General features: G+C 38.8%; 23 protein-coding genes and 1 rRNA gene. All 24 read right to left on the minus strand.

The window, feature by feature from the left end:
* Window positions 1-461: ribosomal RNA gene (locus HMPREF9455_RS20225) — 16S ribosomal RNA — on the minus strand; the annotation flags it as partial.
* A 354-nt stretch (window positions 462-815) separates the two neighbouring features.
* Window positions 816-1,757 (minus strand): phospholipase A, encoded by a 942-nt coding sequence (locus HMPREF9455_RS20230; protein ID WP_006801628.1) that lies wholly within the window; start codon window positions 1,755-1,757, stop codon window positions 816-818.
* A 12-nt stretch (window positions 1,758-1,769) separates the two neighbouring features.
* Window positions 1,770-2,249 carry a YkgJ family cysteine cluster protein gene (locus HMPREF9455_RS20235; RefSeq protein ID WP_044216926.1) on the minus strand — a complete coding sequence of 160 codons (480 nt, stop codon included), beginning with the start codon at window positions 2,247-2,249 and terminating at the stop codon, window positions 1,770-1,772.
* Window positions 2,236-3,300 (minus strand): asparaginase, encoded by a 1,065-nt coding sequence (locus HMPREF9455_RS20240; protein WP_006801630.1) that lies wholly within the window; start codon window positions 3,298-3,300, stop codon window positions 2,236-2,238. Before HMPREF9455_RS20240 ends, HMPREF9455_RS20235 begins: the two co-directional genes overlap by 14 nt.
* Before the next feature lie 66 nt (window positions 3,301-3,366).
* Window positions 3,367-4,017, minus strand: a complete 651-nt coding sequence (locus HMPREF9455_RS20245) for a TatD family hydrolase (RefSeq protein ID WP_006801631.1) — start codon at window positions 4,015-4,017, stop codon at window positions 3,367-3,369.
* A gap of 80 nt (window positions 4,018-4,097) precedes the next feature.
* Window positions 4,098-4,661, minus strand: coding sequence for a GTP cyclohydrolase I FolE (gene folE, locus HMPREF9455_RS20250; protein ID WP_006801632.1), 564 nt, complete (start codon window positions 4,659-4,661; stop codon window positions 4,098-4,100).
* 36 nt (window positions 4,662-4,697) lie between these two features.
* Window positions 4,698-5,201 (minus strand): SPOR domain-containing protein, encoded by a 504-nt coding sequence (locus tag HMPREF9455_RS20255; RefSeq protein WP_006801633.1) that lies wholly within the window; start codon window positions 5,199-5,201, stop codon window positions 4,698-4,700.
* Between the two features lie 131 nt (window positions 5,202-5,332).
* Entirely contained in the window at window positions 5,333-6,079 is a 747-nt protein-coding gene (gene tpiA, locus HMPREF9455_RS20260; RefSeq protein ID WP_006801634.1) for a triose-phosphate isomerase, read from the minus strand.
* 35 nt (window positions 6,080-6,114) lie between these two features.
* Window positions 6,115-7,443 (minus strand): BT_3928 family protein, encoded by a 1,329-nt coding sequence (locus HMPREF9455_RS20265; protein WP_006801635.1) that lies wholly within the window; start codon window positions 7,441-7,443, stop codon window positions 6,115-6,117.
* Between the two features lie 6 nt (window positions 7,444-7,449).
* Window positions 7,450-8,001 (minus strand): DUF1599 domain-containing protein, encoded by a 552-nt coding sequence (locus HMPREF9455_RS20270; protein ID WP_044216929.1) that lies wholly within the window; start codon window positions 7,999-8,001, stop codon window positions 7,450-7,452.
* Window positions 8,002-8,297: 296 nt separating this feature from the next.
* Window positions 8,298-9,815 carry a glycosyltransferase family 39 protein gene (locus tag HMPREF9455_RS20275; RefSeq protein ID WP_245532215.1) on the minus strand — a complete coding sequence of 506 codons (1,518 nt, stop codon included), beginning with the start codon at window positions 9,813-9,815 and terminating at the stop codon, window positions 8,298-8,300.
* On the minus strand, window positions 9,788-10,372 hold the full coding sequence (gene gldD / locus HMPREF9455_RS20280; RefSeq protein WP_006801638.1) for a gliding motility lipoprotein GldD: 585 nt from the start codon (window positions 10,370-10,372) through the stop codon (window positions 9,788-9,790). The genes HMPREF9455_RS20275 and gldD overlap by 28 nt, the downstream gene beginning before the upstream one ends.
* Window positions 10,373-10,496: 124 nt before the next feature.
* The gene (locus tag HMPREF9455_RS20285; protein ID WP_006801639.1) at window positions 10,497-10,955 is read right to left on the minus strand and encodes a single-stranded DNA-binding protein; all 459 of its coding nucleotides are present in this window, start codon (window positions 10,953-10,955) and stop codon (window positions 10,497-10,499) included.
* Between the two features lie 72 nt (window positions 10,956-11,027).
* Window positions 11,028-11,555 (minus strand): mechanosensitive ion channel domain-containing protein, encoded by a 528-nt coding sequence (locus tag HMPREF9455_RS20290; RefSeq protein WP_044216938.1) that lies wholly within the window; start codon window positions 11,553-11,555, stop codon window positions 11,028-11,030.
* A gap of 65 nt (window positions 11,556-11,620) precedes the next feature.
* Complete coding sequence (locus tag HMPREF9455_RS20295; protein WP_006801641.1) at window positions 11,621-12,436, minus strand: hypothetical protein; 816 nt, start codon at window positions 12,434-12,436, stop codon at window positions 11,621-11,623.
* Window positions 12,437-12,464: 28 nt separating this feature from the next.
* A complete protein-coding gene (locus tag HMPREF9455_RS20300) occupies window positions 12,465-13,730 on the minus strand; it encodes a porin family protein (RefSeq protein WP_006801642.1) in 1,266 nt (421 codons plus the stop codon).
* A 4-nt stretch (window positions 13,731-13,734) separates the two neighbouring features.
* Window positions 13,735-14,283 (minus strand): RNA polymerase sigma factor, encoded by a 549-nt coding sequence (locus tag HMPREF9455_RS20305; RefSeq protein ID WP_006801643.1) that lies wholly within the window; start codon window positions 14,281-14,283, stop codon window positions 13,735-13,737.
* Window positions 14,284-14,413: 130 nt separating this feature from the next.
* Window positions 14,414-14,833: an ExbD/TolR family protein gene (locus HMPREF9455_RS20310; RefSeq protein ID WP_006801644.1), complete on the minus strand. Its 420-nt coding sequence runs from the start codon at window positions 14,831-14,833 to the stop codon at window positions 14,414-14,416.
* Between the two features lie 35 nt (window positions 14,834-14,868).
* Entirely contained in the window at window positions 14,869-15,576 is a 708-nt protein-coding gene (locus HMPREF9455_RS20315; RefSeq protein WP_006801645.1) for a MotA/TolQ/ExbB proton channel family protein, read from the minus strand.
* 184 nt (window positions 15,577-15,760) lie between these two features.
* Entirely contained in the window at window positions 15,761-17,185 is a 1,425-nt protein-coding gene (locus HMPREF9455_RS20320) for an NADH-quinone oxidoreductase subunit N (RefSeq protein ID WP_006801646.1), read from the minus strand.
* Between the two features lie 42 nt (window positions 17,186-17,227).
* On the minus strand, window positions 17,228-18,712 hold the full coding sequence (locus HMPREF9455_RS20325) for a complex I subunit 4 family protein (protein ID WP_006801647.1): 1,485 nt from the start codon (window positions 18,710-18,712) through the stop codon (window positions 17,228-17,230).
* 23 nt (window positions 18,713-18,735) lie between these two features.
* Window positions 18,736-20,679 (minus strand): NADH-quinone oxidoreductase subunit L, encoded by a 1,944-nt coding sequence (gene nuoL, locus HMPREF9455_RS20330; protein ID WP_006801648.1) that lies wholly within the window; start codon window positions 20,677-20,679, stop codon window positions 18,736-18,738.
* Window positions 20,680-20,699: 20 nt separating this feature from the next.
* Window positions 20,700-21,044, minus strand: coding sequence for an NADH-quinone oxidoreductase subunit NuoK (nuoK, locus tag HMPREF9455_RS20335; RefSeq protein WP_006801649.1), 345 nt, complete (start codon window positions 21,042-21,044; stop codon window positions 20,700-20,702).
* A gap of 9 nt (window positions 21,045-21,053) precedes the next feature.
* Window positions 21,054-21,557 carry an NADH-quinone oxidoreductase subunit J family protein gene (locus HMPREF9455_RS20340; RefSeq protein ID WP_006801650.1) on the minus strand — a complete coding sequence of 168 codons (504 nt, stop codon included), beginning with the start codon at window positions 21,555-21,557 and terminating at the stop codon, window positions 21,054-21,056.
* Between the last annotated feature and the right edge of the window lie 123 nt (window positions 21,558-21,680).

Here is a 21,680-nt window from a genome sequence, read left to right on the forward strand (position 1 = left end):
CTCTTTTTATTCCTGTATAAAAGAAGTTTACAACCCATAAGGCAGTCTTCCTTCACGCGATTTGGCTGGTTCAGGCTCTCGCCCATTGACCAATATTCCTCACTGCTGCCTCCCGTAGGAGTCTGGTCCGTGTCTCAGTTCCAGTGTGGGGGACAAACCTCTCAGTTCCCCTATCCATCGTTGCTTTGGTGAGCCGTTACCTCACCAACTGGCTAATGGAACGCATGCCCATCTATAACCGATAAATCTTTAACAAATATCTCCATGCGGAGCCCCTGTTTTATGCGGTATTAGTCCGAATTTCTCCGGGTTATTCCCCTGTTATAGGTAGGTTGCATACGCGTTACTCACCCGTGCGCCGGTCGCCATCAAAGTATTGCTACCCTATGCTGCCCCTCGACTTGCATGTGTTAGGCCTATCGCTAGCGTTCATCCTGAGCCAGGATCAAACTCTTCTTTGTATATTCTTTTTTTAAACCTTTTGATCCTGTTCAAGCTTTCTTTTTTACTATTGGGTAATAGTAATTGACGGTAGCACCTTTTTTAACTATCTCTAGCTTTTTCCGGATATTTAATTTAATAAAAACCCAAATTGTGTACTACACTCTATAATGTTGTTATTTCAGTTCCTTCAAAGATCGCTCTTCCGCCCTACGCAAACACCCTTCTTTAAACGTGCCCTTTAGTGGTAAAGCGGGTGCAAAGATATGTAAAGTTTTAGTATCATTCCAAATATTTTGGCAATAAATTTTTAATAAAAAACAAACAAAAACACAATATGCTATTAATTAATATGTTGCAAAACATATTTTTTTTCAATACATCGTAATAAAAGTCGGTTTAATAACAAATCCCAATCTTATGCGTTGCCTATGATGATTGTAATCCAACATAGATTCACCATAACCATTATAGTATTGAAGGAAGAGATATTGATTATCATCACTAAATAAACGTATCGAAAAATTCAGTTCTATATTCGCATTCAGATTTACTCCCCCTCTTTTTGTCACAACACATCCTATGTTGTATTTTTTCTTAGGGCTTGAATATTCCATGGCCATGAGTCCCCAGCCTGAGTACTTTACAATATCCTTATTATTCGTTCCATCAACAATCGGTATCCAGGCTTTTGTCTGTAAAGTTAAGTGGTCATCTAACGTAAAATAAGTTCCAAAGGATACTTTATTCCAACTACGGGAATCTTCTCCATCCTTCCCGTTCGATTCATGTTCGAACTGAAAAGTCAGCGTTCCTAAAAACCTATTATCGCGCACCAAGGCTTTCCCCACCCCCAATGTCGGATTATAATTCAGATCCCGAAAAGGAAACGAATCCTGAAAAACATCCCAAAAGGCTTTCTGAGTGTAGGTCAGAAAAGCATATGTTTTGAACGGCAAAGTACTATTGGTAATCCTATGCATAACACTTATTTGAAATTTTGCATCCGAATTGTATTTCGTTGGCTTACTAAGCATCTGAGTTCCCACTATAAAATAGTTGTCTTTGTATATTCCAAAAGATGGGTTTGCATCAAACCTATTTATTATACTATCTGCATTACTCAATTGTTTTGATGGCCCAAATACTGAACCTATAATGGCGTCTGTCTGGTGAGAAATAAATGTACCAACACTTGTTGTACTATCTTTCTTATGCTTTGCAACCTTAATAGTATCCTGTAATAAAGTTTCCTGGGAAAAAAGTGATGTCTGCGCCAAAAGCGAGAACATAAATAAGAGACACAAACTCTTCATAAAATGTATTTATTATTTATTAATAAGCCGGCACAGCACTTCATATGCTATCGGACAAGTAGCTGAATTTTTAACAGTTAGCTTGTATATTTGTTCAAATCTCTTCCTGTCTGTATGTGGATATTCTCTACAGGCCTTAGGACGAGCTTCGTATATTGAACAATAATTGTCCGACAAAAGAAATGGACAAGGCATAGACCGGAAGACATAATCTCCATCTTCATCCATTTTCAGGTACTTAGATACGACTTCGGCCGGTTTTATCCGCAAGGCTTTGGCCATACGTTCTATATCCTTATCATAGATAGCAGGCCCTAGAGTCCTGCAACAGTTGGCACATGACAGACAATCTATTTCAGCAGATACATCTTCATGCAATTGCTGAACAATTGTGTCCATCTTCATTAAACGTTTCTTATTCTTCTTATAATATAGTAGAAATGAGGATTCTGCCTTCTCTGCTAATAACTGCAGATTTTCATATTGTTTCATTCATTCTATCTTCAACACGCGTTATCTCTCCAATCAATGGTACCCTCATCCTGATCTGAATATCTTCTTTTACATATTTGTGTCCAACCAGAAACATGAGTTTTGCTATAGCGGTTTCGAATGTAGCATCAAATCCACTTACTACTCCGGCTTTAAGCAATTCTCGTCCTGTTTCGTAGCGATGCATATCAACCATACCTGTATTACATTGAGTGATGTTTACTATTACAACGCCTTTTTTTACAGTTTCGCGTACGAGACGGATAAACCACGGAGATAAAGGGGCATTTCCCGAACCGTAAGTTTCGAGAATAATGGCTTTAATATTTTTCAAACCCAATATTGTCTCTACTGTTTGCCTGTTAATCCCCGGAAACAACTTTAAGGTTGCAATACGAGTATCCAGCTGATAATGAAATATTGTCTTCTTATCATAATCAGGCTGATGGATAACCTTTTTGTCATACCGGATCTGTATTCCCGACTTTCCAAGATTCGGATAATTGTAGGATTTGAATGCATTGAAATTATCTGCATTTACCTTGGTAGTCCGGTTGCCTCTCAACAGATCATTTTGGAAAAAGATACACACTTCGGGAACGATAGGGTTACCCAGAACATCTTTGTCTGCCGCTATCTCAAGAGCTGTAATAAGATTTTCTTTAGCATCAGTCCTCAGCTTGCCAATTGGTAGCTGCGCGCCTGTGAGAACCACGGGCTTTTGCAGGTTTTCAATCATAAAACTCAACGCAGATGCTGTATAAGCCATAGTGTCGGTGCCATGCAAGATTACGAAACCATCATATTTATGATAATTATACTCAATCGTTCGCACTATTTTCTTCCAATGCTCCGGTGTGATTTCCGATGAATCGATAACCGGATCGAATACTATATGGTCTACATGAAAACGGAAACGCTGCAATTCGGGTAAATGACTATTTAAATGAGCAAAATCGAATGGTTCAAGAGAACCTGTAACCGGATTTTCGACCATCCCGATTGTTCCTCCGGTATAAATCAATAGAATATGAGCATTTACGTCTATCATCTCAATCTGTAATCTTTGAATCTGTAAAAATAATGAATTTAATAATACACAATATAATTTTGTCAATTATTTAGAGATAATACTCATATTATCCGCAACAATTTCAACAAATTGATTAAATAAAAGCCCCAAAACCAACGAAATACTCTCATACACCTTACAAATAGAAATTTCGGAAATATCCGTTTCACAAAAAAGAGAATCGATCGGAATATGTCGTATTGCATCTTCGTTAAAGAACTCTCCCACAGAGAATTTAAAACCAAATCGAACAAGCTGTTTCGTTTGATCTGCATTACCTCTATACCCATGAATTATCCAAGGAATATCTGACTTATATTCTTTGTGCAAAGCCATCAATAGATCCCAGGCTTTTACACAGTGAATTATCAATGGCTTATTTACGCTCATCGCTAGCTCGATTTGCTGCCTGAACACATTCTCCTGGATTTTCATATCAGGTCCTTTCAATTTATCCAGCCCAGCTTCTCCAATAGCAAGAATCGACTTATTCCGTACAACTTCATTTAATCGTGTCAATTGTCCCCCGGCATTCTCTGCATCCCAGGGATGTACACCGCATGAGAACCGGATATTATCAGGCGCCAAAATCCCATCTTCAAAATCTCCGGGTGAAGTGTTCAGTATATACTGTACCTTATATCCGTTCATCTCTTCCGGACCTGCTTTATGTGTATGAATATTGTATAGGTACATATCTTTATCTCTAAATTAAAAACGAGGTTACTCCTTTTACCGGAAAACCTCGTATTGATTTATCTTTTGTTCATCTGATTTTATCGGATAAGATTGATAAACTCTTCGCGGGTCTTTGCCTGATTAAATACTCCGGTGAAGTCGGAAGTTGTGGTTGTCGAATTCTGCTTCTCCACGCCCCGCATTTGCATACACATATGCTGAGCCTCTATCACCACCATGACCCCGAGCGGGTTAAGCGTTTTCTGAATACACTCCTTTATCTGGAGAGTCATGCGTTCCTGCACTTGCAAGCGTCGGGCAAAGACATCCACGACACGGGCAATTTTGCTCAGTCCCGTGATATAGCCATTCGGAATATAAGCTACATGCGCTTTTCCCCAAAAGGGCAACATATGATGTTCGCACATGGAATAAAAGTCTATATCTTTAACTATTACCATTTGCCTGTAGTCCTCTTTAAAGAAGGCTTTTCTCAAGATTTCTTCAGGGTCTTCGTGATAACCCTTAGTCAAAAACTGCATGGCCTTTGCAACTCTTACCGGGGTACTTAGCAGCCCCTCTCTATCGGCATTTTCACCCAACAGGCTTATGATTTCTTTGTAATGCTTTGCCAGCAGTTCTATATTTTGTTCTTCTTGCATTGTGAAGATTTTTATCGTCTGATTTAAATTTATAATTTATTGTACCGGCTTTTTCACAACATCGGGTACAACATACATCTCCCGCCCGAAGGCCGGGAATGTTTTTTTCATCTCTTTAAGCACACCATCAGCATCTGCCCTGCTTGTAAAATTACCGACGCGCAAACGCCAAAATGGAGACTGAAAGCTTACGACTGTCTCCAGCTCAGGGAAAGCAGATTTAACTTGTGCTTGTTTCGATTCGGCTTCTCTTTTCGAACGTTGTTGATTATTGCCCGAAAAAACCTGAATCTTAAAGCCCCTTACTTTTGTGAAATTGGCCGTAGGGTCGATGACACCCACTGTTTTTGTAGTATCTATAACAGCAATCTGGCGAACCCCCAGTATATTCTGTACAGCTTCGTCCTGCATCACTTTGATATTTCCTTGTCCCCATTTAGATGAATTCAGTTCATCTATAATCGTTTTATTATCATCCTGTGCTAACGCAAAACCTGAAAACAGGCACAGAACAAGAAAGATATAAATACTTTTTTTCATACTGATTTATTTGAGGTCATTGACCTGTTTACCGTTCGTCCAAGTATAATAATTATATTCGGCTACGGAAGTCCTTTTATTTAAAAGCAATTGCAGGAGCTGTCTCCAGCCCTGCAATTTATAGTGCCGGATTAGAATCCTTCAATAACAGGGATAAATTTCTCTACATCGAGAGAAGCACCACCGATAAGTCCGCCGTCGATATCCGGACAAGCGAACAATTCTTTTGCATTACCGCCATTTGCGCTACCTCCATAAAGGATAGAAGTGTTATCTGCTACTTCTTTACCATACTTATCTGCGATAATCTGACGGATGTAAGCATGCATTTCCTGAGCCTGAGCTGATGTAGCTGTAAGGCCTGTACCAATAGCCCAAACCGGTTCGTAAGCTATAACGATTTTAGAGAAATCTGCGGCTGAAAGTTCGAATAACGCATCTACAGTTTGTTTTTTAACTACATCGAAATGTACATTTTTCTCTCTTTCATCTTTAGTCTCACCTATACAGAAAATAGGGTTAAGGCCATTTGCCAAAGCTAGCAATACTTTTTCTTTCAGGATAGCATCTGTTTCTCCGTAATATGTACGGCGTTCAGAGTGTCCAAGAATAACATATTTGGCACCTGTAGACGCTACCATGGCAGCCGATACTTCCCCGGTATAAGCACCTGAAGCTTTATCTGCACAGTTTTGTGCGGCAACTCCCAATTTAGTAGATGATGCAACACTGGCAAGATGAATAAACGGTGTTCCTATAATTACATCACATTTCAATGTCTTACCTGCCAACGCAGCTTCCAGGTCTTTAGCAAAAGCTACTCCTTCCTGTAGGTTCTTATTCATTTTCCAGTTTCCTGCAACAATGTTCTTTCTCATAATTAAAGCGTTTTATTTATATAATTATACTCAATTTATTCTTCGGGTTCCTCCTGCGCTTCCTCCTTTTTCTTTCTCCGTCTGAAAAACAGAAAATCCAGACCTTTAAGACCGAGCAAAGGAAATACGAAAGCCACACTTAAATAAAAAAGATTTTTTTTATCCTGTCTTTCCGTATCTATCAACTGACCATAAGATAATTCTTCCAAAGGCTTAACCAGATCCTCTTCTGCAGGGACTTCTACATTTGCCCATTTATTGATTACCACTCCGTCTTTCAGCAATATCATCCCCGGATTGGAACGCACAATGGTCTTTATTGCCCGTTCGTCCATCGTACAGAATTTGAAGTTTATAACGTTTTCTTTCGACCAACGCAGTATTTCATCAGTAGTGGACGATGTTACGCAATAGAACTTGTATCCTCCGTAATCTGCATAATTGTTTACATCCTCAAAGTTGCTGAGATACCATGTACTCATATCTTCAAGAGACGGCGACAACATTAGGAATACATAGCCACTGTCGGACAAAATATCAGTTGTAATATCGGTCTGGGCTATAACTTCAGATTTCTTTGCATCAAAGAAGAGCTCTGTTATCACGAAGTCCTTTATCTTCGATGTCACACCTTCTTTCAACACTTTGGTTTCCATCCTAACAAAGACCCAGGTACTGTCTTCCCATGGATAATTCTCCTCTGTAAATTCTTTTTCCACTCCGTCTTTGGCATAGACCAGCATAGATACCTCTTCACGGCCCTTACCTTCTTCCACCCCTATCTGTTCGGGTATGGATGCCCCTATTTTGTATGGGCGGAAATCAAATAACGGCTCATATATATAATTACGGAATGTGAATAAACTAATAAAAATAAGTATATACAGAAATGCCAGCCAATAAGTTTTACCTGTAAAGAAATTACTAATCCGTTCACAATATCTGAATACAATAATGGAACATATCAGTAATACTATATTCTTATAAAACGTTTGCCAGTTGGTAATAACCAGTGCGTCTCCGAAACAACCGCAATCTTCCACAGGGTCGGCAATGGCCAGATAAAGCGTAAGGATGGTCATAAAAACCATAACCACTAATGTAAGCCGGGAATTCCAACGGCGGTAAAGCCCAAACAACATGCAAGCTCCCATTGCAAATTCGACTATACTCTGTAAGGCCGAAAGAGGAAAGGAAAAGAAAGTAAGAGAGGTAAGATTAAACGCTGCAAAATAGTCGTCTATCTTATATGCCGTTCCATAGGGATCTACAGCTTTTACAAATCCGGAAAAAATAAAGGTTACACCAAGAATAACTCTGGAAACCTCTGTTAATATCTTTATCCCAATATCCTTCTTACTCATTAGCAGTTAGTTTTCGTTATCGGGAAATTCAAGTTTAATAAGCCCGAACAACGAATAATTAATCATATCCATATAGTTGGCATCGACACCTTCCGATACAATAGTCTGACCTTTATTCTCTTCTATTTGCTTTGTCCTGTATATTTTCGTCAGAATAAGATCAGTGTATGAGCTGATGCGCATAGCCCGCCAGGCCTCGTCATAATCATGGTTCTTTGCATACATCAACTCTTTGGTCTGCGTCATATGCTTATCATATAACGCCAGAACCTGTTCTTCGTTCAAATCCACACTGTCTGAGAATCCGAGTTCGAGTTGAATAAGCCCTATAATACCATAGTTTACAATACCAATAAACTCAGGAGCGATACCTTCATCTATAAGGCTTACACCTTTTTCTTCAATGCTCCTTATACGTTTCGCCTTGATAAGAATCTGGTCTGTAACCGACTGAGGGCGAAGGATTCGCCACGATGCTCCATAATCTTTCAGCTTTTTAGCAAAAAGGTTGCGACATATCGCAATCACCTGCTCAAACTGCGCCTTGGTATCTGCCATGTTAATATCTCTATTTTTCAGGGGACAAAGGTATGAAAAAATGTTTAATCTATGCTTTGCTTCATTTGCCATTTAATTTTTATGAATATCTACGATATAAAAAGTAACATTTTTTCAGTTAATAGTCAACAAATATCAGTTAATAACTCGTATCTTGTGTCTTGTCTACTCGTATCTTATATAACTTTCAACTTAATACTTAAAACTTACTACTTATCCCAACACTTCAAAGAACTATCAGCTAAAGGCTATTGGCTCTAATTACATAGATAAATGTTTCCCAACATTATGGCATTCTATGGTGTTACCTTTTTCATATGATACAAGCGGATATCTGTAGCATGCAAACTGTCAATAACGGCATAACGATTATCTAACGATTGTCTGTATTGCCTGAAATCGTCCTGTATGGCTTCTCTATCCTGATGCACAAGAATAAATTCTTCTGTAACAAAGTCTTCCGGTCTTATTTTTTGAAAGCGGAATGGATGAAAATCCTCTTTCCCCTCACCTGTCAATAAGACAAAACATTCATTATCCGGAGCTATCATCTGCAATCGGGGCATAACATGATAGGAAAAATCATTAACAACAAGAGATTTTTTTTCCTGACCGCCATCCTTTACAAATTGTCGGATTTCCTGATACGCCGATTCGGTACGGTTATAATAATCCACACCGGAATAGAGCCTTACTCCCCCGGTAAAAAACAGAAGAAGTAGGAAAACAGATGAGAGTCGCTTGCATACAGGAAACTCCATAGCCTTTGCCAAGACAAAAGCAAGACTTAAAACGAAAAGGCCAAATGAACAGGTCATATAACGTGTCACCAATATGGGCAGGTATGCAACGGAGATAATAAATCCTATCGCTATAGGTATAAGAAATGTAATAAAGGAGAAGATAGTGAGCAATGACATTCTATCTTTCTTCGTATTACCGGACAGTAACACTTTGATTGTTAAGATCAACTGTATCGCCATCAGAATTATTAATCCGGTCATCATTTGCCCTTTTGTAAAATTAGTAAATGGCAGCCAGATTTCCTTTGGTGAATAGAAATAGTAAATATGCAGGAATATATCGTTCAGGGTCAGCGGCTTTATCCAGTAATCAGATGAAACATTATCAACTTGTTCCCACAACTGAATAAGCCAAGGAAGATAGGCTATAAAAAAGGCTACTCCACAAAGAATCAGATAAGTCAATTTCTTTTTTGTCCGTATCAGGAAGAAGAAAAACAGTATATATATGCCAAAAACGCTTAATAGTCCATAGTTGTGGAGATATGCTGCGCAAAGGCCTGTTACAAGAAACAGCGTCCAATACTTCTTCTCCCCTTTGTCGAAAGCGTGATAAGCAGATAATGCACAAGCCAAGACAAAAAACATTGTCCACGAATACATCCTTATTTCCGTTGCCAGATACTGGGTAACCGGAAATATAATAATCAGCAGCATAAAGAAAATAGCCGTTTTATCCCCGAATAAACGCCGTATAGGAAAACAGCCTAAGAGAAGAACCGCAATAATGCCTAGTGTAGAGAATACTCTGAAAGAGAAGAGAGAATCTCCGAAAAAAGAAGTGAAAAATTTTAAACACCAGTAATATAACGGAGGGTGTACATCTGATGCCGTTATATTTATAATATCAGTATATGATGCCTTCACCATGAAAATGGAATATACATCGTCGTACAAAAGGCTTGTATTCTCAATGTCGAGGTATATAAATAAAGAAATCCCGAGAGTAAGCAGACATGTATATATCAGCACTTGGGGAATCTTCATGGCGTTACTCTTGTGTTCTTCCATTCGAGAGATTCTATCAGGGCGACAATATCTTCCCGCAGAAATCCTACTACCGGGGCAATAGAGTCGGCATTGACCTGTTGATTGAAATATAATGAGCCTCTCAGAAAATTAGAGGCATTATCAGTCAGATAAAATTGGATCGGACTTGCTACCGAGCCTTTTACATCATAAATTATTCCCGATGTATGGTGCAATGAGTCTGTAAAGAGGGATTGTTGTATACCATTCGCCTTCAATGCCTGGCTATATGCCAACTGATAGCTATCCTCCAATGCACCGGAAAGTTTTCTCTTATCGACCGGAAAATATGTACAGTATAGAATCGCATCATATTCAGGATAAGAGATATTAAACCAAAAGCCGGATTCATCGTTTTTCCTCACTTCTTCTATACGGGCATTTGCCGGATACCGGAAAGAGAATGCAGCATGTTCGAATCTAACCACTCCGGACTCCACCTTATCTATTCGCGGATACCCCACAGGCTTCGGCGTATATTCGTTGCAAGAAATGAATATACAACAGATGATTAAGAATAACGTTGCTTGCTTCCCCATATATGCGCTATGTAAAAATAGTCTTTGCCCTAAAATAAAAACAGATTAAAGCAAACAGTCTCCTATTTGTATTAACCTGTCTAATATATTCGATAAATCTCATTCTATGAGATCATGATCTTCTCTAAAATGGCAAATCATCCTCCTCTGATATATTATTCGTAGAATTATATGAATTTGGTGATTGATAAGATTCGTTTGCAGGCTGGGAATACGGCATATTTTCAGTACCCTCGCCTCCTTCTCTCCTACGGCTGCCCAGTAGCTCGAGATTATCTGCATATATCTCATTTACATACCGTTTCATTCCATTGGCATCGTCATATGTGCGTGATCGTATTTTACCTTCAACATACACCTGAGTCCCTTTTTTCACAAACTGTTCTGCTACTTTAGCCAAACCTCTCCAGCAAACTATATTATGCCATTCGGTACGGTCGGGGATCTGCGTCCCGTTAGCAGCAGTGTATCCTCTCTCGGTAGTGGCCAATGTAAAATTAGCAACTACGCTCCCATTATCAAAATATTTCACATCAGGATCTTTCCCTACATTCCCTATCAATATTACTTTGTTCACTGACATATCCAACTATCTATTTCGTTTATAATATCACAAATATAGGAAAAAAATCCACTTAACATATTCTGCTACATTTTATCTTTCCATTTTTCCAACAGAAACTATTTTTTGCAAAAAGAGTGAGTTTGGTATGATTATAAGCTCATTATCTTTAGTCCTGAGGTGGGTATGAAATGTCAGAATATTCTCTATTATGGCATCTATAGGAGTATCTTTATCCAGAATATGGATCTCGTCCCCAATCTTGAATGGCGTAGTAAAAAATATTATAATTCCGGCTGTGATATTACTTAGGATAGACCATTGAGCAAACATGGCAACACCTATCACTGCAAATATAGAGGACAGGGCCACGAGCATATTCTGTGGCTGTACACCCCAGATAATAGCAAGAGTAACCAAACAAGTGAAGTTGATAAGTATATTTATTACTTGTATAATATGCAATGTCCGGGGTTCTGACTTCAAAGTAAGAGAACCGTATTTTCTTATTATTTTACCTACTATATATTTTGAAGAAGGAGTTAATAAAATTATAATCGCCGAAGCTATTATCTGCGGCAAATGATCTGTTATTATGGTTAAGATATCTTTTTCCAACATTTCTTTATACATAAAAGAGACGTAGTCCACGGGCTACGTCTCTTATTGCTATTCTTGATTATATATTATTTTTTGAACTGAATGTAGTATGCATTACTACCCGATAACTGCCAGTTACCAATATAAACCACTTCTGCCGGTTGCCCCGAAGAAGTATACTTCTGGTATCTGAATTTTACCGGTACATTTACATAGTCGGTAGTCACACCGCTAAAGTTTGGTGAAAAGCTACTTCTGAGGTAAGACAAATTCCCTATGGCAGAAAAAGAATCGGTTATATTATTATCACCTGTTCCTTTATCTGTTATACCGAATCTTACGTCAATAATAATTTTATTATCTTTAGTCGGATCAATTTCACCTTCCGAATCTTTCTGGTTAGTTGCATCATAATAAAAGAAAGCTTTAACTTCATCTCTTTCTTTCTTAGTCAGGCTGTAGCCGATCAGCCAGTTATCTCCAATGGTATTTGCCGGAGACCATGCTGCAATACTTACACTTGTAGGAACAATGGTATCGTTTCTGCTAACTAAGTTACTATTTTCATACGGTTTATTTAATCTCAAAGATTCCTGAGCTATAGCATTTCCATTATTCAGTATATTCACATACTCTGCATCATAATATCCTTGTGCCGAAGAAGATGATATCTTATAACCTATAAAATAGCATTTATTTACTTCAGTTAAATTAGTAATATTATCATGCATTATATATCCGTTTGATGTAACGGCAAATTTCCGTCCATAATCGTCCTTCGTAATATAAGCGAAATCCTTCTCAATAGTAAAGGAACTGTCTCCATCTCCCAAGCATGATGACATCAGCAACACCACGGAGAACACACTACAAAAAATTTTCAGTAAAGATGTTTTTTTCATGTTTATTTTTTAATTGTATTATTTTTTTTTAAAAATCAAATTTAATTCCCAGATTCAGGTCTAACTGGGTCTTTCTGTCAGAATATATAGTTCTGTACTTATTTCTGGCATCGAAGTAATATGCCCCTCCTATCGTCCCATAAAGATACATTTTTTTATACAAAGGGTAGGAAATACCCAGAGATGATCTTACCGAGAACTGAGGATTTGATTGTTTCACAGACTCTCTTATATAATATGGCTCAGAATAAAAGACATGTCCTGCAAGATCTTTATCTTCAATATCCAGCATGGAGAAGCCCATATTGCTTACATATCTTCCATTTATATCTTTCTGTACCATTCCACCCAGTGCAAAATAGAATTTAGTCTTACCTAATTCAAAGAACGTATAATTCAGAGATAATGGTATACCCAGATAGTTAAAATACTGCGATTCACTTATATTGAACACGCTACTTGATTTTATCTTCGATGACAAGTGTGTATAAACCAACCCCGTTTCGAATGATAATTTTGGTGCTATCTGTTTGCTGATTGTTACTCCAAACGAAATAGGCTGCTTATGTTCAAGTTCAAACTCACTATTTTCCTTATTCAGAGCTGACCTGAAAGTCGAAGATCTTACCTTACGAGAGAACAGGATATCCCCGCCTCTTTCATTTACATTGTCAGCAAACAACCCTGCATCAACAGTAATTCCAAGAGAGAGTCCTTTCGACGGTGATTCCGCTTCCGGCAATATAACTCTCGTTTGTGCCAACATTGGCGCAGCTTTTACTTCTTTTTTCTCTTCCTTAACTTCTTCTTTCACTAAAGGTTCAGATACCACTTCTGGTTCTGGTTCAGGTTCCGTTGTTGCTACAGCTTCTACCGGTTCAACTATAGCCCGTGCCTTGGCCAGTAGTGGCGGCACAACTTTTGGAACCTCAATCACAGTATCCACATCCTGCGTTTCAACAGGAGTCTTAACTCCTTCTGTTTCAACAACATTAGCATCTTCCATTATTGGTTTATCATCTGTTGGAATAGATAATATACCAATTGCAATTGCTGCTGCTACACCTACAGCAATAGCGATGGTCTTTATAGTAGATGCTTTTGAGGTCGAAGAAGCTGCATTGGCTGTCGAAGAATTTGCAGATGAAGATGAAGATGATGCATCAGGCGCTTGTACAGGCTGATTAGACAAAAGCTGATCCAGCCCACCCCAAATGGATGCAGGCACTTCCGGCTCAAAGTTTCCTAACTTTGAGGAGAATAGATCCTTTATTTTGTCTTTATCTTCTATCATCTTGTTATGATCTCTCTTTAATATATTGTTTCACCCTCTCCTGTAAGATATTTCGGGCTCTTACATATTGAGAACGTGAAGTACCTTCACTAATACCCATCATTTCTGCTATTTCCTTGTGTGAATAATCTTCTATCGCATACAAGTTGAAAACTGTAGAATAACCACGCGGCAGGTCTTGTACCATTTTCAGTAATTCACCCTCCGATATTTTATACATTTGCTCGTCTTCAGTAGAATCGTCCACTACATCGGGAAGATTCTGAACATCATCGGAAGTCTGAATTATTGATTTTTTCTTTCTTAAGTTTTCTAAAGCAAGGTTTATAAATATGCGCTTGAGCCAACCTTCGAAAGAGCCTCTGTCTTGAAATGAATCAATATTGGCAAATACTTTCATGAATCCGTCCTGCAATAAATCCTGAGCAGCGTCTTGATCAGAACTATAGCGTAAGCAAATACTATACATCTTACGGGCATACACCTCGTATAGCATTTTTTGAGCTTCACGCTTTTGTTCCTTACAGCCTGCTATAATTTGCAGTTCATTCATATTGGTCAAGCTTCATTTTAGAGATGCATTTTTTGTAGAAATGTTGCATCATCTAGTATAAATTTCATCTATTATTATCTTTTTTTAGTAATAGTGAAACTTATGATTTTGTCTTTTTTTTAGAAATTAATTATTCAGGTTTTTGGGTAAACAGCACCATTTTCACTTGCAATTTATTCCCGATATCAATCACATCAACAACGTTCTGCAGACTCAATGACTTATCTGCTTGTAATAGAACATTTACTTCGACATTATTGTTCTTTTCTTTTTCCTTTGTAATAGCTGCCATCAAGGCCGGCTCAATCTCCTCTTTCGTAACTTCCTTATCATTAACATAATATCTCAAATCCTGAGTTATTATCAAGTTAATATTCTTCTTGGTTACAACCTGCTCCGAAGTTGCGGCATTCGGCAAAAGCACTCTGATAGCCGCCGGAGTAACCATAGTGGATATTATAAGAAAAAACAACAACAGGAAGAACATTATATCGTTCAACGAAGAGGTATAAACCTCCGCAGCCCTTGATTTTCTCCGTTCTATTTTCATGTTTTCTCTCTTTTTTAAGAATAAGCTTTATAAAATCAGGCCTCAACACTACCTCTTTTATAAGCTCTGATTGCCTTCAATACTTCGTTAGATTCTTTATCGATGTTGACTACCACTTTGTCGATACGTCCGTTCAGTACATAATAACCCGCATATGCTATAATCCCTACGAGCAACCCGGCTCCGGAACATATCATTTTCTGATAAAGTCCCGTAGAAATCGTATCTATAGCGAGATCGTTTGTCTTTGCTATATCATAGAAGATCTTTATAACCCCGAAAATTGTACCCAGAAACCCGAGCATAGGTGCAATAGAAGCTGTGATTCCAAGCCAGTTCATCTGGTTTTCCAATATACTTATTTGCTGGCGGGCTTCGACTTCCATCGACTCTTGTATTTCTTTATCATCACGATCAAAGTCTTTAAGTCCGGCGGCAATCACTTTAGCTGAAGCATAAGGACGTTCTACGCAAAATTTCAAAGCTTTATCGACTTTTCCTTCGTGTATCAACTCCACAACCCGGGATAGCCAGACCGAATCTTTTTTACCAAGACGATTTACTACCAGCCACTTATTTATAATGACATATATAGCTAAAAGCGACAAAAGAAAGATGGGCAATAGTATCCATCCACCTTTCATCACAAGGCTTAAATAACTCTCTTCGGGAGCAACCTGGGCTGTTTGCTCCGCCATTTCTACAACGGGGGTAGCCGCCTGAAGTAAAACAAATAAATTCATAAATGATATTTGTTGTAAGGTCTCAGACCTATTTATTATTTCGTTAACTTAAAATACGACAATCAGTTAGACTGAATATCATATCATTAAACACTCTCTTTCTTATATGTTTTTATTGTACAAAATTCGACAGAAGCCCAAAGATACAGTCTTCTGTCGAATTTTATTTATAAATTAATAATATTTAATATATGCCAAAACTAACTTTATCTATATATTGATAGAAACAGCTTACCATACCGATTACAAATATTCCGGCCATCGATACGACCAATGATATCTTTAAATATCCGTCTGTATTAACAGCCTCAATAGGAGAATTGTTCTTATTGATAAACATTGCTTTTACTACCAGTAAATAGTAATATAGCGATATAACTGTATTCAGGAATGCAAGGAAAACAAGTAACACATGTCCCTGCTGCATAGCTGTCATAAATACGAACAACTTACTGAAGAAACCAGCTGTCGGAGGAATACCTCCCAACGAGAACATGGCAATCATCATAGCCAACGCCAGTTTTGGATTGGTATAATATAATCCGTTGTAGTCATTCATACTCACTTTACCTGTCTTATCCTCTATCGCAGAAATAACTCCGAAAGCTGCCAGATTGGAGAATACATACACAAAGATGTAGAACATTGTTGCAGCCATACCTTCGGCTGTTCCCGTAAATACACTTAACATGATATAACCGGCCTGCGATATGGAAGAGAATGCCAGGAAGCGTTTCATATTCTTCTGACGAAGAGCAAACAGGTTACCAATTGTAATAGTAAGCAGGATTATGATCCATATTATGTTTTGCCAAACGTCTGCAAGTACTGGAAACACTTTGAACAGGATAGTCATCAGAGCAAACACTGCGGCCCCCTTCGATATGGTAGATAAATAAAGGGTCACATTGGTAGGCGCGCCCTGATATGTGTCCGGTGCCCAAAGATGGAACGGAACAAGAGATATTTTAAAGAATATTCCAGCCAGAATAAATACCATTGCCATTATTACCATCGGCGTAGAATATATATTTGTTGCGATATCTGCATAATATAGCGTTCCGCAGGCTCCATATAAGAATGATAACCCGAAAACCATCATACCTGATGAGAAGATAGCATTAAATATATATTTGGCTCCGGCTTCTGCCGATTCTTGTCTGTATTTATCAAACGCAACCAAAGCCGCGATAGGCAAGGATGCTGTTTCGAGGCCAATATAGAACAACAGGAAGTTTCCTGAAGAAATCATGAGATTCATACCGATCAGGGTAAGTATAGTCAGCATGAAGAATTCTCCACGCTTGATTATCGAATCAGGTCTGTTGAGCCATGAATTTGCTTGTAAGAAAATGAGGAATACACCTATATTCAGTATATTCTTTATTGTAAGATAAGCCGGACCGGTAACATACATGCCTGCAAAGGATGCTCCACTATCTTTAAAAAAGAAACATAGGACGGTATGTGCCAGAAACAAAGTACAGGCCACGGGGAAGAAATATTTCTTTGCGTTGTCCGAAGCAAACAAATCATAAATAATAAGTAAGAGAAATACCACTATCAGTGATAGCTCGTGCTTCATCAACAAATAATTACTCAAATCCATTTTTATATCTTATAATTTCAATGTTTACAATCTATTTCTTACTTATTTTATATATCCCAGACTTGAAGTAATCAAATCGGAAATCCATCCTGGGAACAATCCCATACCTGCAACACAGATTATCAATCCTACTGTTGCTATTTTTTCATGCCATACAGCATCAGTCAATTCTAAATGATGCGGATCCTGAACCGGACCATATAATATTTTACCAACCACTTTCAGAATATAAACAGCTGTTACCACAATTGAAGATATTGCTGCAATGGTAAAGATTCGATGGAACAAATCGTTGTGCTCAAATGCACCTACAAAAATTGTCATCTCAGCAACGAAACCACTCAATCCCGGTAGTCCCAAAGATGCCAAACCGGCAATCACATAACATACGCTCAGGAATGGCATAATCTTCATCAGCCCTCCCATCTGGCGTATATCGCGAGTATGTGTACGTCCGTATATCATACCAATCAGGGCAAAGAAAAGAGCTGTCATCAGACCATGTGAAAGCATCTGCATCACAGCACCCGTCATGGCGGTCTGGTTCATCATCAATATAGCAAACAATACCAATCCACAGTGGCTCACTGAAGAATAAGCATTGATATATTTCAAGTCTGTTTGAGCAATAGCTCCTAATGCTCCGTAGATAACACTGATACCTGTAAGTATAATGAATATCCAAGATAGTTCGTCAGCAGCTTCCGGCATCAGACGCATAGCGATACGGAAACAACCGTATCCTCCCAGCTTCATCAATACTCCTGCATGAAGCATAGATACAGCTGTCGGTGCAGATGCGTGACCATCAGGCGACCACGTATGGAATGGAAACAAAGCCCCAAGAACTCCAAAACCTAAGAATGTAAGAGGGAATGCCCAATATTGGACTGAAACAGGAATCGAATTATTAGCAGCTATTTCCAGTATATTGAATGTATAATCTCCTGTAATGGAAGAATGGAAGTATATACCCAGAATACCTACGAAGAGGAATGCCGAACCTCCCATCAACATGAGGGTAAGTTTCATTGCCGAATATTCTTTACGCCCCGTACCCCAAAGTCCGATCAACAAGTACATCGGTATCAGGGCTATCTCGTAGAAGAAGAACATGGTAAACATATCCAAAGAGATGAAGAAGCCATATACACCGATAGACAAGAGAGTCAGCCACATAAAGAAGTCTTTTGGCAACGGGTTCATATTCCATGAAGCAAAAGTCCCCGTAAATATAATGACAGCGGTAAGCAGTATCATCAGCACAGAAATACCATCAACCCCTATAGCATAATGTATATTCATGCTTGCTGCCTGAAACCAAACTGCATCGAATGTGAACAGCATTTCTGCTGCATTTCCTGCTGCACGTTCCTGATAGAACATAAACAGGAGAACCAAAGCTAAAATAACTTCTATAACTGCACCTACTACTCCCACGGTGCGTACTTGTTTGATGTTGCGGCAAGGTATAAACGCAAGCAACATCACAACAGGAACCAGAACAAATAATGAAAGAATATTCATATTCTTATATTTTTAACTATATCTTATTTACAAATAAAAGCAATTAACCATCCGCCAAAACCGACTACAAGTATCAACGCTCCCAGCAGATATGCAAATGCATATTGTTGGATATATCCCGACTGGAAGTCTTTGATTGTGCTGGACGCTGCCTGTGTTACATAAGCCAGTGAATCCATAAAGCCGTCTACAAACTTCTTATCGAACCATGCTATCGTTGCAGAGATACGTTTGAAGATAATATTACGCGTTACATATAGCCACAATTCGTCGAAATAGAACTTATTGTACGCCCATTTGTAGAATGTGCTGATACTTGCTGTAATTCTATCAGGTATATCATTTTTCTTATAATACATCCGCACCGCAATACCCATTCCAATAAATGAGATAATGATACTTGTTATCGCTACCTGCCAATTGATATGAATATCATATGGTGCACCGTCAGATGTTACAAAGTGTCCGAATGGAATATACCCTGCACCAAATGCAAATATGGCTAATATAATAAGAGGTATAAACATCATAGGGCCTGCTTCGTGAGGCTTGTGATGATAGTGCTTATCACTTTCGTAGAAGAAGATGCGTAGGAAAAGACGTGTCATGTAGAATGCCGTCAATCCCGCAGCAAAACTCAATATAAAGTATATTGCTTTGTTATGTTCGAAAGCCGAAGCCAGTATTTCATCCTTACTATAGAATCCGGAGAAGAACGGTACGCCGGCAATTGCAAACAATGCGATTGCAAATGTAATACACGTAATCGGCATATATTTTTTCAGACCGCCCATATCTCCCATCTCATTACTGTGTACCGCATGGATAATAGCTCCTGCTCCAAGGAACAACAGAGCTTTGAAGAATGCATGCGTAAACAAATGGAACATACCTGCCATATAACCCAGTCCTTCATGTTCTCCAAATTTGGAAACCCCTAAAGAGGTAAGCATGAATGCAATCTGAGATATAGTTGAGAATGCCAGTACACGTTTAATATCGGTTTGGGTACATGCCACTACCGCAGCAAACAATGCCGTGATCGCTCCTACCCACGCTATAACAGTCAAAATTTCAGGCGCTCCGAAGTGATATATAGGGAATAAGCGCGCTACAAGGAACACTCCGGCTACCACCATCGTTGCCGCATGGATAAGGGCAGACGCAGGGGTCGGGCCTTCCATCGCATCGGGCAACCAAATGTGAAACGGCATCATCGCCGATTTTCCGGCACCTCCCACAAATATCAGAAGCATTGCCCACGATAGAACAGACATACCAAGGAATGACATCCCGGCTGTAGACGACACACAGATATCTGCATTCGATGCAGTCAATGTGGCAAAGTCGAATGTACCTGTGAAATATGATAGTAACAGAATACCTACAAGGAAGAAGAAGTCGGCAAAACGAGTAACAATAAATGCTTTCTTTGAAGCAGCTACTGCCGACGGTTTTACATAATAGAAACTGATGAGCAGGAATGAAGATACCCCCACTAGTTCCCAGAAGATATACATCTGGAATATATTGGTTGCCACAACAAGCCCGAGCATTGCGAAACTAAACAGGGATAGAAAAGCGTAATAACGTTGAAATCCTTTTTCACCCTTCATATAGCCTAAGCTATAAACATGTACCATCAGAGATACGGTAGTAATCACTACGAGCATCATCACCGAAATAGGATCGAGGTACATTCCTAAGTCGATATGTAAGGTATCCGTAAATCTTAACCACTGGAAGTGGAATACATTTATAGCCTGATAAACGCCATCAGCACCTTTTCCAACTTCGAAGAAATACTGATAAGCTGTGGTATAAGCCAACACCGTCATTACAGCAAGGGAAAGGCTTCCCAGTGTTCCGGCAATTACAGGCTTCATATATTTTCCGCCCAGCCCCAAAATGAGGAACATTACGACAGGAAGTACAAGTATCAGTATAGAATAATTAAATGCGTCCATATTTTATATCTTTTCCTTGCTTAGTTTTTCATTTTAGTAATATTCTCATCTATATATATACTCTTCACATGGCGGTATATATTGATGATGATGGCGATGGCGATGGCTGTTTCTGCCGCAGCTATACCTATAGCAAACAGGGTAAAGAAAAACCCTTCGAGCTGTCCCGGATATAGATAACGATTAAATACAACAAAATTAAGGTCGGCGGCATTGAGCATCAACTCTACAGAAACCAGAACCATCAACATGTTTTTACGCGAAAGGAAACCATATACTCCGGCAAAGAACATAATCGTACTTACCGCCAGATATGCCTCGATAGGCACCGGTCCTGATAGAAAACTTGTTATAAAATCACCCATAATGTCTATTTATCTTTTTCTGGCAATCATTATACCACCAATAATACAAGCTAACAATAACACGCTTATAGCCTCGAACGGCAATAAGTATTGGTATTTATCCGTACCCATCATCGCCATACCTATATCCTGCATCTGCAATTCGCTCTGCGTAACATAAGTATAGAATTTATTCACATTGTAGAATATAATGTGACCACAAATACCAAGTCCGGCCAAAGCCGTAACAGCTGCGACAAACATCCTGCCCGGTTTTTCGAATCTTACATCCACACCCGGTTCATGGGTGAGCAGGATAGCAAAGATAAATAGTACCATCACCCCTCCTGCATAGACTGCAATCTGTACTGCCATCAGGAAATGGTAATCGAGAAGTAAATACAAACCTGCCGTCCCCAAAAGGACAAATAACAGGAATGTCGCCGAGCGGATAATCTTCTGTGTCGTAACCGCCATGATGGTGGAAAACACAATGATTGTCGCTATAATGTAAAATATAATCTGTTCTGCCATAATCTGTTGATTATCGTATATTATTTATTCTTTATCTTCTTTTGGCTCAATATCTCCATCTGTTTTCGATGCAGGTACTGTCTTGGTTGTCACATCTTTTTTCACATCCAGTTCGGGATGGCT

It is taken from the genome of Dysgonomonas gadei ATCC BAA-286, from assembly GCF_000213555.1.
Taxonomy (GTDB): Bacteria; Bacteroidota; Bacteroidia; order Bacteroidales; family Dysgonomonadaceae; genus Dysgonomonas; species Dysgonomonas gadei.

What these genes read in the sequence shown, in the direction of transcription:
- HMPREF9455_RS20230 (WP_006801628.1), bottom strand. Translation starts at nt 1,757, where the DNA reads ATGAAGAGTTTGTGTCTCTTATTTATGTTCTCGCTTTTGGCGCAGACA.
- HMPREF9455_RS20235 (WP_044216926.1), bottom strand. Translation starts at nt 2,249, where the DNA reads ATGAAACAATATGAAAATCTGCAGTTATTAGCAGAGAAGGCAGAATCC.
- HMPREF9455_RS20240 (WP_006801630.1), bottom strand. Translation starts at nt 3,300, where the DNA reads ATGATAGACGTAAATGCTCATATTCTATTGATTTATACCGGAGGAACA.
- HMPREF9455_RS20245 (WP_006801631.1), bottom strand. Translation starts at nt 4,017, where the DNA reads ATGTACCTATACAATATTCATACACATAAAGCAGGTCCGGAAGAGATG.
- folE (WP_006801632.1), bottom strand. Translation starts at nt 4,661, where the DNA reads ATGCAAGAAGAACAAAATATAGAACTGCTGGCAAAGCATTACAAAGAA.
- HMPREF9455_RS20255 (WP_006801633.1), bottom strand. Translation starts at nt 5,201, where the DNA reads ATGAAAAAAAGTATTTATATCTTTCTTGTTCTGTGCCTGTTTTCAGGT.
- tpiA (WP_006801634.1), bottom strand. Translation starts at nt 6,079, where the DNA reads ATGAGAAAGAACATTGTTGCAGGAAACTGGAAAATGAATAAGAACCTA.
- HMPREF9455_RS20265 (WP_006801635.1), bottom strand. Translation starts at nt 7,443, where the DNA reads ATGAGTAAGAAGGATATTGGGATAAAGATATTAACAGAGGTTTCCAGA.
- HMPREF9455_RS20270 (WP_044216929.1), bottom strand. Translation starts at nt 8,001, where the DNA reads ATGGCAGATACCAAGGCGCAGTTTGAGCAGGTGATTGCGATATGTCGC.
- HMPREF9455_RS20275 (WP_245532215.1), bottom strand. Translation starts at nt 9,815, where the DNA reads ATGGAAGAACACAAGAGTAACGCCATGAAGATTCCCCAAGTGCTGATA.
- gldD (WP_006801638.1), bottom strand. Translation starts at nt 10,372, where the DNA reads ATGGGGAAGCAAGCAACGTTATTCTTAATCATCTGTTGTATATTCATT.
- HMPREF9455_RS20285 (WP_006801639.1), bottom strand. Translation starts at nt 10,955, where the DNA reads ATGTCAGTGAACAAAGTAATATTGATAGGGAATGTAGGGAAAGATCCT.
- HMPREF9455_RS20290 (WP_044216938.1), bottom strand. Translation starts at nt 11,555, where the DNA reads ATGTTGGAAAAAGATATCTTAACCATAATAACAGATCATTTGCCGCAG.
- HMPREF9455_RS20295 (WP_006801641.1), bottom strand. Translation starts at nt 12,436, where the DNA reads ATGAAAAAAACATCTTTACTGAAAATTTTTTGTAGTGTGTTCTCCGTG.
- HMPREF9455_RS20300 (WP_006801642.1), bottom strand. Translation starts at nt 13,730, where the DNA reads ATGATAGAAGATAAAGACAAAATAAAGGATCTATTCTCCTCAAAGTTA.
- HMPREF9455_RS20305 (WP_006801643.1), bottom strand. Translation starts at nt 14,283, where the DNA reads ATGAATGAACTGCAAATTATAGCAGGCTGTAAGGAACAAAAGCGTGAA.
- HMPREF9455_RS20310 (WP_006801644.1), bottom strand. Translation starts at nt 14,833, where the DNA reads ATGAAAATAGAACGGAGAAAATCAAGGGCTGCGGAGGTTTATACCTCT.
- HMPREF9455_RS20315 (WP_006801645.1), bottom strand. Translation starts at nt 15,576, where the DNA reads ATGAATTTATTTGTTTTACTTCAGGCGGCTACCCCCGTTGTAGAAATG.
- HMPREF9455_RS20320 (WP_006801646.1), bottom strand. Translation starts at nt 17,185, where the DNA reads ATGGATTTGAGTAATTATTTGTTGATGAAGCACGAGCTATCACTGATA.
- HMPREF9455_RS20325 (WP_006801647.1), bottom strand. Translation starts at nt 18,712, where the DNA reads ATGAATATTCTTTCATTATTTGTTCTGGTTCCTGTTGTGATGTTGCTT.
- nuoL (WP_006801648.1), bottom strand. Translation starts at nt 20,679, where the DNA reads ATGGACGCATTTAATTATTCTATACTGATACTTGTACTTCCTGTCGTA.
- nuoK (WP_006801649.1), bottom strand. Translation starts at nt 21,044, where the DNA reads ATGGGTGATTTTATAACAAGTTTTCTATCAGGACCGGTGCCTATCGAG.
- HMPREF9455_RS20340 (WP_006801650.1), bottom strand. Translation starts at nt 21,557, where the DNA reads ATGGCAGAACAGATTATATTTTACATTATAGCGACAATCATTGTGTTT.